The organism is Streptomyces sp. NPDC018964, from assembly GCF_044390325.1.
GTDB lineage: Bacteria > Actinomycetota > Actinomycetes > Streptomycetales > Streptomycetaceae > Streptomyces.
The window spans coordinates 19,965-28,709 of record NZ_JBIRYZ010000042.1 but is presented as its reverse complement, the minus strand read 5'-3'; the positions used below and the strand labels follow the sequence as shown (position 1 = coordinate 28,709).

The 8,745-nt window shown below is 69.9% G+C and carries 9 protein-coding genes and 1 pseudogene; 3 read left to right on the top strand and 7 right to left on the bottom strand.

What is annotated here, in order from left to right:
* Positions 1-95: 95 nt before the first annotated feature.
* The 4 genes and pseudogenes from ACH5AO_RS36410 to ACH5AO_RS36395 all read right to left on the bottom strand — a co-directional run bounded on the left by ACH5AO_RS36410 (position 96) and on the right by ACH5AO_RS36395 (position 2,066).
* Complete coding sequence (locus ACH5AO_RS36410) at positions 96-494, bottom strand: nuclear transport factor 2 family protein (RefSeq protein WP_398932343.1); 399 nt, start codon at positions 492-494, stop codon at positions 96-98.
* Between the two features lie 85 nt (positions 495-579).
* Positions 580-747 (bottom strand): annotated as a pseudogene (locus tag ACH5AO_RS36405) (IS5/IS1182 family transposase); the annotation flags it as partial.
* Positions 748-807: 60 nt separating this feature from the next.
* Positions 808-921 carry a hypothetical protein gene (locus ACH5AO_RS36400; RefSeq protein ID WP_398932341.1) on the bottom strand — a complete coding sequence of 38 codons (114 nt, stop codon included), beginning with the start codon at positions 919-921 and terminating at the stop codon, positions 808-810.
* Between the two features lie 230 nt (positions 922-1,151).
* A complete protein-coding gene (locus ACH5AO_RS36395; RefSeq protein ID WP_398932345.1) occupies positions 1,152-2,066 on the bottom strand; it encodes an aldo/keto reductase in 915 nt (304 codons plus the stop codon).
* A gap of 903 nt (positions 2,067-2,969) precedes the next feature.
* Here ACH5AO_RS36395 and ACH5AO_RS36390 point away from each other — a divergent pair.
* Positions 2,970-3,581, top strand: coding sequence for a TetR/AcrR family transcriptional regulator (locus tag ACH5AO_RS36390; protein WP_398932339.1), 612 nt, complete (start codon positions 2,970-2,972; stop codon positions 3,579-3,581).
* On the top strand, positions 3,578-3,997 hold the full coding sequence (locus tag ACH5AO_RS36385; protein ID WP_398932337.1) for a hypothetical protein: 420 nt from the start codon (positions 3,578-3,580) through the stop codon (positions 3,995-3,997). The genes ACH5AO_RS36390 and ACH5AO_RS36385 overlap by 4 nt, the downstream gene beginning before the upstream one ends.
* A 148-nt stretch (positions 3,998-4,145) precedes the next feature.
* Here the strand turns inward: ACH5AO_RS36385 and ACH5AO_RS36380 are convergent, their stop codons facing one another.
* Positions 4,146-4,790 carry a TetR/AcrR family transcriptional regulator gene (locus tag ACH5AO_RS36380; RefSeq protein ID WP_398932335.1) on the bottom strand — a complete coding sequence of 215 codons (645 nt, stop codon included), beginning with the start codon at positions 4,788-4,790 and terminating at the stop codon, positions 4,146-4,148.
* Between the two features lie 165 nt (positions 4,791-4,955).
* Here ACH5AO_RS36380 and ACH5AO_RS36375 point away from each other — a divergent pair, with 165 nt between their 5' ends.
* Positions 4,956-5,918 (top strand): zinc-binding dehydrogenase, encoded by a 963-nt coding sequence (locus ACH5AO_RS36375; protein WP_398932333.1) that lies wholly within the window; start codon positions 4,956-4,958, stop codon positions 5,916-5,918.
* A gap of 126 nt (positions 5,919-6,044) precedes the next feature.
* Here ACH5AO_RS36375 and ACH5AO_RS36370 read toward each other — a convergent pair whose 3' ends face one another.
* Together ACH5AO_RS36370 and ACH5AO_RS36365 are read right to left on the bottom strand one after the other, a co-directional pair.
* Positions 6,045-7,295: an Ig-like domain-containing protein gene (locus ACH5AO_RS36370; protein WP_398932331.1), complete on the bottom strand. Its 1,251-nt coding sequence runs from the start codon at positions 7,293-7,295 to the stop codon at positions 6,045-6,047.
* 150 nt (positions 7,296-7,445) lie between these two features.
* Complete coding sequence (locus ACH5AO_RS36365; protein WP_398932329.1) at positions 7,446-8,681, bottom strand: Ig-like domain-containing protein; 1,236 nt, start codon at positions 8,679-8,681, stop codon at positions 7,446-7,448.
* Positions 8,682-8,745: the final 64 nt, after the last annotated feature.

Below are 8,745 nucleotides of genomic sequence, written 5' to 3'. Positions count from 1 at the left end.
TCCCGGTGGCCACTCTGCCAGGCATCCTTGCGCGCCTTACAGGTCAGCCGAAGCGACAAGCGCAACGAGCAAGATCTCGATCTACAGCTGGAGTACTAAGCGGTTGCGGCGATGTGCATGAGGTGAGTGTCGGCGATCTGCTCGAAGCGCACGATCTTCCCGTCGGTGACATGCCATAGGTGCGCGCTTCTGGCGCTGAAGGACTTCGCGGTCGTGCCGTGGGTCCCCTGGTAGGTTCCGATGGCGACTATGAACTCACCGGCATCGATGAGCTGTTCAAGCTGGTAGCCCCATTGGCTCCAGTCGCGTGCCAGGACATTGAAGACGTTTTCCGTGATTTCCTCTTTGGTCCGAAACACACCGGGAGCCGGAAAGCCTTCACATTCGATCCATTGCAGATCGGGCGACAGGTTCTTGTAGAAGGAGACCAGGTCACCTTCCATGTAGGCCTGATAGAGGTCGCTGATTACCTTGAATCCTTGGGAATGAGACATTTCCGTTCCTTTTCTGCGCGGGGATTATGACAATAACGAATTTTAGACCGGTCGTCTGCTCGATTGTTCTCCATTTGGTTCGGGGTCAGGTGCCGCGCCAGTCGGGGGTGTTTTCCTGGGTGGCTCGACGGCTCATGAGGTCGATAGCGGCGATGTGGATCATGGCGGCTGATCGGTGTGGGTGGGTTTCGTGGTCGCGGGTGAGGCGGCGGTGGTGCATGAGCCAGGACAGGGTGCGTTCGACCACCCGGCGATGCCGGCCCAGGCGCTGTGAATTCTCGACACCGCGGCAGGCGATACGAGGAACGATGTTTCACTCACGGAGCCATCGACGCAGGTGTGGATAGTCGTAGCCCTTGTCGCCGTAGAGCTTTGCCGGTCGGCGACGCCGCGGTCCGCAGGGGCTGCGGACCGGTGGGATGCCCATGACCAGCGGTTGCAGGGCCAGGCTGTCGTGGGTATTGGCGGCCGAGATCGCGACGGAGACGGATCAGGCCGCCCCGGCGAACGCATCGCCGGCCGCAACGCACGGTCAGCGCGCCACTGCCGACGCCGCCCCTCCGGAACATCGCTGGTCTTCACACTCCAGTCCGCCGTGGCCACGCCGCACACCTCCGAGATCAGGGTGTTGCGACGACCAGTTGAATCCACCGTGGGTCAGCGGGTGAGCCATCGCGTCGCGTCGGTGAGTTCGGCGATCTCCTGGGCGTTCAGGTGGAGGCCGGCGGCGGCGATGTTGTCCTCCAGGTGGGTGACCTTGGAGGTGCCGGGGATGGGGAGGATGACCGGGGAGCGGTCCAGCAGCCAGGCGAGTGCCACCTGGGAGGGGGTGGCGCCGTGGGTGGTGGCGATGCGGTCGACCGGGCCGCCGGGGGCGGTCAGTGTTCCGGCGGCGACGGGCGCCCAGGGGATGAAGCCGATGCTCTCGCGTTCGCAGTAGGCCAGGACGTCGGCGGAGGTGCGGTCGGTGAGGTTGTAGCGGTTCTGGACGGTGGCGATGTCGGCGATCCGCCGGGCCTGCTCGATCTGTTCCACGCTGACCTGGGACAGGCCGATCGCGGCGATCTTCCCCTCGTCCTGAAGGTTCTTCAGCTCGCCGACCTGCTCCTCCAGGGGCACCTTGGGGTCGATCCGGTGGAGCTGGAAGAGGTCGATGCGCTCCAGGCCGAGGCGGCGCAGGCTCATCTCCGCCTGCTGGCGGAGATATTCGGGGCGGCCCAGCGGCAGCCATCCCTGGAAGCCCAGCTGCTGCACACCCTGGTCGGTGCGGATGGCGTCGGGGCCGGGGCGGGCCAGGCCGGCCTTGGTGGCGATCAGGACGTCGTCGGGATAGGGGTGGATCGCCTCGCGGATGATCTCTTCGCTGACGTGCGGGCCGTAGGAGTCGGCGGTGTCGATGAACTGCACCCCCAGCTGGACGGCGCGGCGGACGACGCGGATGCACTCGTCGCGGTCCTCGGGTTCTCCCCATATGCCCAGGCCGGTCAGGCGCATGGCGCCGAAGCCCAGGCGGGCGACCTTCTTTCCGGCGATCTCGAAGTTGCCGGCGGTATGGGCGGTCGGTGTGGTCATGGCGTGGTGTCCTTCGTGGTGGTGCGGAACGGGGGTGTTGCGGGGGTCAGGCCAGGCCGAACATGAGCCACGACTGGCGGGCGGCCCATGTGGGGTACAGCGCGCCATGGCGTCGAACAGTTCGCGCTCGCTGGAGGTCTCCCTCTTCAGGCGGGCGAAGTCGTTCAGGTAGCGCTTGGTCCATTCGATGCGCTCGGGGGCGTCCGGGACGCCCGGCTTCTTGTGGCCGGCGACGACGGTCTTGGGGTTCATCGCCGCCAGGCGGTCCAGCGCGGCGGTCCAGTTCTCGCGGATGTCGTCGGTGAGCTCGGCGACGTACTGGTAGCACTGGTTGTGGACTACGTCCCCGCCGACCACGAGGCCGAGGTCGGGCACGTACAGCGAGGTGCTCTCGGGCGCGTCGGAGTGGCCCTGTTCGATGATGCGCAGCCGCCTTCGGCGTGGCGATCACCCTGGCGTCGGGGAAGTGCCGCAGCAGCACGCTCAGCCCGGCGAAGTGGTCCAGGCGGCCGTGGGTGATGGAGATCGTCGTGGGATTGCGGTGGTGGAGCCTGACCCACGCGGCCAGCGCTTCGGGCCTCGGGCACGGTGGTCAGCGGGCCCACCAGGACCGCGTCGCTCTCGCCGTAGATCAGCGTCAGGGCCATCGGGTCCCATGCCATCGGTGCCCCAGTCCGTGGGGCCGGTCGCCTACGAGGGGCTTCTCGGGCACATTGAAATGCAGCACAGAGGTCATGACAGACACGTCCTTTCGGCGGGCGCGTGACCGCAACGTTGTATGCTCTACGTCATAAAACATATAATGCTGTCGGCGGGTCCGCAAACAGGGCCGGTTGCAACGTCAGCACCACTTGGGCCGCCCCGCAGGCCGGCGGCGGTCCGTCAGACGAGGAAAGGGGCGCGATGAGTCCCCGCAAGAGCGACAGCCGCGAGCGCATGCTGCACTCCACGATGACTCTGCTGCGCGAGTACGGCGCGAGCGCGACCACCATGGACCGGGTCCTCGCGCACAGCGGCGCTCCGCGCGGCTCGGTCTACCACCACTTCCCCAGGGGTCGGACCCAGCTGATGGAGGAAGCGGTGACCCTCGGCGGGGGCCTGATGACCGGCATGATCGAGACCCTCGCGCAGGCCGACGACCCGGTGAGGGCGGTCGACGATTTCTTCGCGCACTGGCGCAGTCAGGTGGCCGACAGCGGCTTCCGGGCCGGCTGCGCGATCGTCGCGGTGGCCGTGGAGACCAACGACGACGCCCCCCAGCTCGCCCGCACCGCGGGCCGGGCCTTCGCCCGCTGGCAGCAGGCGTTCACCACCCTCCTCACGCGGCACGGTCTGCCGGAGGAGCGCAGCCGCCGCCTGGCCGCCCTGATCGTCGCCGCGGAAGAGGGCGCCGTGGTGCTGTGCCGGGCGCAGGAGAGCACCCTCCCGATGGAGGACGCCGCCGCCGAGATCCACGAACTGCTCGTCCACGCCCTCGCGGACCGGCCGGAAACCCGCGCCGACACCGGGCCGTGACCCCCGGCGACACCAACCGCACCCGACCGACTCACCGAGAAGGAGCCGCCATCCCCACGCTGGAGCGCCAGGACGACGTCTTCGTCCTCGATCTCGGCGACGGGGAGAACCGCCGCTTGCACACCTTCGGCGCGCTGTGCGACGACACAGGTTTCGTCGCGCCGGCCACCGCCGGCCGGATGCGCGACCTTCGAGTGCAACGGACAACCACAGGAGCATGGGCAGCAACCGGGCAGCAACGGCTACAGCACGGTGCCGTGCGGGGTGCGGCGGTCGCCGGACATCGCGTAGCGGCGGGCGGCGAGGAGGTGTGGTCGCGGATGCCCACCGACCGCTCCAGCATCGCGGTGTGGACCATCGAGCAGTGGTGGGCCTTCTCCGGGGAGCTGTCCAGCGCGACGCCGCCGCAAGCCTGAGACACGAAGCCCCTCGCGGGTCGGCCGGCGCACGGACAGCGGAAGCCGGCGTGGCTCCGGCGGGCCCGGGTCGTTGAGCACCCGGCGGCACAGGGGCCCGGCGGGGCTGTCGGACCGTAGGGGCCGACGGATCCCTCCGGGGGCGGATTCATGGTGTGTCGGGCGTGTGCGTGAGCCGCAGGTGTGGGGCTGGGGGCAGCGGCGCGGGCGCTCCCGTCTCCGGTGCGGCGCGGAACGCCTCGATCACGTAGGCGGCGAAGCGGCGGGAGGACGCGAGCCGGGCGGCACGCGGTGTGTCCTGGAGGCCCCGGTGGGCCATGAGCATGAGGATCAGGTCGTCGACGACGAAGCCGGGGCGCAGTCGGCCGGTCTCCTGGGCACGGCGAGCCAGTTCGCCGACCGCGCGCAGAGTCCGCTGCCGGTCGGCGGCGAAGTCCATGGCCTCGGGGAAGGCCGTCATGAAGGCGTCGGCGAATCCCCGGCTCTGCGCGTGGAGTTCGCAGATCCGCTCGATCAGGCTCCGGAATCCGTCCCACGGGTCCGAGTCCGCGAGGGCGTCGTGGACGGCGGCACGACAGGCCCGCCGCTGCTCGGCGAAGGTTTCCACGATCAGTGCCTGCTTGGTCGGGAAGTGCCGGTACAGGGTGGCGGGGCCGACGCCTGCGTGCCGGGCGACCTCGCGCATGGGCGCGCTCAGTCCCTCCTCGCCGAACACCACGCGGGCGGCGTCCAGGATGCGGACCCGGTTGTCGCGGGCGTCGGAACGCACGGTCTGAGGCAAATGGTCGGTCATCGTTTCTCACATTACTCAAACGGACGGGGGCGTCCGTTACGGTCCGAAGGCGGTGCTGCCGCCCCGTCCCGGCGCTTCGCCGGTGACGCCCCGGCTGTGGGGCCGACTCGACGTCCACGGCCGCGGCATCTGTGATCCGTCCCTCCACCGACCCCAGGAGCAGAGATGAAAGCCGTCGTGATCAGGACGTTCGGAGCCCCCGAGGGCCTGGAGGTCGTCGATGTGCCCGTACCCGTTCCCGCCCCGGGGCAGGTGCGGATCGTCACGGAGGCGATCGGGGTGGGCGGCGTGGACGCCGTGATCCGCCGGGGAGCGCTTGCCGCCTACGGCTTCCGGGAGGGCCATCTCCTCGGAAGCGAGGTCGCGGGAAGGGTCGCCGCGGTGGGAGAGGGCGTGGACGTCTCGTGGGTCGGGCGGCGAGTGTGGGCGTTCACCGGCCTGTCCGGTGGGTATGCCGAGCAGGCCGTCGCCGCGGTCGAGGACGTCCTCGCGCTGCCCGACGACCTGACCGCCGCCGACGCGGTGACCCTCGGCGGCTCCGGCGTGGTCGCCCACTTCGCCCTGGACCGCGCCCGTTTCACGCCCGGTGAGACGGTGCTCGTGCGCGGTGCGGCGGGCAGCATCGGGATCACAGCGGTCCAGCTCGCGGCCGGAGGCGGCGCGAGCGCGGTGGCGGTCACCTCCTCGTCGGCGGAGCGCGGCGCCCGCCTGCGGGACCTGGGCGCGACCCATGTCCTCGACCGCTCCGGCAAGGGCGGCCCGGACGCACCGGCGGGCTTCGACGTGGTGATCGATGTCGTAGGGGGTCCTCAGCTTCCTCTTTTCCTGGACAAGCTGAACCCCAACGGGCGGTACGTGGCGGTCGGTGTGGTCGGTGGGCAGCCGCCGGCGGACTTCGGCACGCGGCTGATGAACGCCTTCCGCAAGTCGCTGTCGTTCGCCACTTTCAGCTCCGACACGGTGCCCGGCCCCGACCGGCAGGCCGTGCGGTCGTCCCAGTTCGCCGATGCCGCGCACGGGGACCTGCGCACCGTCGTGCACGAGGTGCTGCCTCTGGACCAGGCGGTGCCGGCCCACCGCGAGATGGACGCGGGGAAGGTGTTCGGCAGGATCGTGCTGGTGCCCTGACCCGGGTGGGGACGGCGTTTCACGGGCCGGGGCGGCAGGGCGCGGGCGACTGGACCGGCGCTCTGTGCGGAGCCGTATGTCAGAACAGCCCCGCACCCCTGACGGGTGCGGGGCTGTTCATGGGGCTTACGCCTTCCACTTCTCCCAGGACATGTTCCAGCCGTTGAGGCCGTTGTCCGGGGCGATGGTGGCGTCGTTGGAGTTCTTGACGATCACCACGTCGCCGATCAGGGACTGGTTGAAGAACCAGGCGGCCGGGGCCTCCTTGTCCCAGCCGCCGCGGACGTCGCGCAGGCCGACGCAGCCGTGGCTGGCGTTGCGGTTGCCGAAGGCGTCGCCGCCCCAGTAGTTGCCGTGCAGGAAGGTGCCGGAGGTGGACAGGCGCATGGCGTGCGGGACGTCCTTGATGTCGTACTCGCCGCCGTAGCCGACCGTCTCGCCGTTCATCCGGGTGACCGTCAGCTTCTCGCTGATGACCATCTTGCCGTTCCAGGTCTCGTAGCCGGGCGCGCCGGTGGTGACCGGGACGGTCTTGAGGAGCTTGCCGTCCCGCATGACCTTCATCGTGAGCTTCTTGGCGTCGACGACGGAAACCTGCTCGCGGCCGATGGTGAAGGAGACCTTCTTGGACTGTTCGCCGTAGACGCCGTCGCGGCCCTCGACCCCGTCGAGGTTGAGGTCGACGGTGACCTTGGTGCCGGCCTTCCAGTACTTCTCCGGGCGGAAGTCGAGGCGGTCGTTGCCGAACCAGTGGCCCTCGACCTCGACGGCCGGCTCGGTGGTGATGCGGATGGCCTTCTCGACGTCCTCGGGGTTGGTGATGCCCCGGGTGAAGCGGAGCGAGAACGGCATGCCGACGCCGACCTTGGAGCCGTCCTCGGGGGTGAAGTGCCCGATGAAGGTGTTCTTCGGTGTCAGCGTGGTGAAGCTGGAGTCCTCGGCCGCGGTGCGGCCCTCGGAGTCCTTGGCGACCGCGTGCACCGTGTACTTGGTGGCGGCGGCCAGGTGGGTGGACGGCGTCCAGGTGGCGCCGTCCCCGGATATCTCGCCCTCGATCTCGTCGCCGTCCGGGTTCTTGACGACGACCTCGGTCAGCTTGCCGTTGGTCGTGTTCACCTTCAGCGCGCCGCTGGTCTCGACGGACTTCGCGCCGTCCTCGGGCGCGATGGCGACCACGGCCTCGGACTGCTTGCTCTGCGCGGCGGTGGAGTCCTTGCCCTTGCCCTTGCCGTCGCCCGGGCCGGTGCCCGAGTCCGAGCCTCCGCCGCCGCAGGCGGTCACCGCCAGCATCACGCCGAGCGCCAGCGCCGCCAGCTTCCTGCCGCCTCGCCCCCGCGCGCCGACCGGCGCCGCCCCCGATATGGGCCCCACGTTCACTTGTTTCTCCCCTCGGCGGACCAGGTCCCAGCCGGGCCCGCGCCCCCGCGCGCCCCTCGCGCGCTCGGGCATAGTAACCACAGGCCAGAGGGGTTCGGGACGGCGGGTTTGTCACCGTTCCGTTCCAAGTTCAACGGTCCGCCGGGGGAGTCACTTCACCGCGCCGCCCGCCTTCCACTTCTTCCAGTTCATGTTCCAGCCGCCGAGGCCGTTGTCGGGGGCGACCTCCTCGTCCTGGCTGTTGACGACCTCGACGACGTCGCCGATGAGGCTGCGGTCGAAGAACCAGCCCGCCGGGGTGTCCGCCCCGCCGCCCTTCACGTCGCGCAGTCCGACGCAGCCGTGGCTGACGTTGGAGTCGCCGAAGACGTCGGCGTCGGCCCAGTAGTTGCCGTGCAGGAAGGTGCCGGAGCTGGTCAGGCGGATGGCGTGCGGGACGTCGGGGATGTCGTACTCGCCCTTGCCGTCGTCGTCGGTGAAGCCGACCGTCGCGCCGTTCATGCGGGTGACCTCGAGCATCTCGGTGATCACCATTTTGCCGTTGTACGTGGGCGTCTTCCGCGCGCCCGCCGTGATCGGCACGGTGGCCAGCAGTTCCCCGTCCCGTCGTACGCGCATGGTGTGCGCGGCAGCGTCGACCACCGACACCTGGCTACGGCCGACGGTGAAGGTGAAGGTGCGGTGCTGGAGGCCGTAGACGCCCGGCGCTCCCTCGACGTCGCGCAGGTCGAGGTCGATGGTGACCCGGGTGCCGGGTTTCCAGTAGTGCTCGGGGCGGAAGTCGAGGCGGGTGCCGCCGAACCAGTGGGGGCGGATCTCGACGGCCGGGCGGGCGGTGACGCGGACGGCGCGTTCGACGGCCGCGCGGCGGGTGATCTTCCGGTTGAACTCCAGGGAGACGATCATGCCGGTGCCGACGGTGGAGCGGTCCTCCGGGGCGACGTAGCCGATGAAGCGTTCCTCCGGGACATGGGTGGTGAAGGTGGTGTGCCGGGCGGAGCGGTGGCCGTCGCCGTCGACGGCCACCGCGTCGACGGTGTACTTGGCGGCCAGCGCCAGCCGTTCGTCGTCGGGCTTCCAGGTCAGCCCGTCCCCGGAGATCCGCCCGGGGACCCGCGTCTCGCGCGCGTCCCGCTCCACGACGACCTTCACCGACTCCAGCCGCCCGTGCGGCACCCGCACCCGCAGCGCCGAGCCGGGGCGTACGCCCTTGCTGCCGTCGCCGGGCGACACGCGGATGACGCCTTCGGCGGCCGGGGGCCCGAACGCCCCGCCGACGGTGCCGTCCGCGGTGCAGCCGGCGGCTCCGGTCAGCAGTCCTGCCCATGTCACTACGGCGGCCAGCGCGGCCCTCGCGCGCCGTGCGCGCCCTTGTACGTACCTCACGCGGTGCCCAACGACGGGCCTCGCCCTCGGGAAACGACCATGCCGCCCCCGGGGAAACGTGAGT

What these genes read in the sequence shown, in the direction of transcription:
- ACH5AO_RS36380 (WP_398932335.1), bottom strand. Translation starts at nt 4,790, where the DNA reads ATGACCGACCATTTGCCTCAGACCGTGCGTTCCGACGCCCGCGACAAC.
- ACH5AO_RS36395 (WP_398932345.1), bottom strand. Translation starts at nt 2,066, where the DNA reads ATGACCACACCGACCGCCCATACCGCCGGCAACTTCGAGATCGCCGGA.
- ACH5AO_RS36410 (WP_398932343.1), bottom strand. Translation starts at nt 494, where the DNA reads ATGTCTCATTCCCAAGGATTCAAGGTAATCAGCGACCTCTATCAGGCC.
- ACH5AO_RS36400 (WP_398932341.1), bottom strand. Translation starts at nt 921, where the DNA reads ATGGGCATCCCACCGGTCCGCAGCCCCTGCGGACCGCGGCGTCGCCGA.
- ACH5AO_RS36375 (WP_398932333.1), top strand. Translation starts at nt 4,956, where the DNA reads ATGAAAGCCGTCGTGATCAGGACGTTCGGAGCCCCCGAGGGCCTGGAG.
- ACH5AO_RS36390 (WP_398932339.1), top strand. Translation starts at nt 2,970, where the DNA reads ATGAGTCCCCGCAAGAGCGACAGCCGCGAGCGCATGCTGCACTCCACG.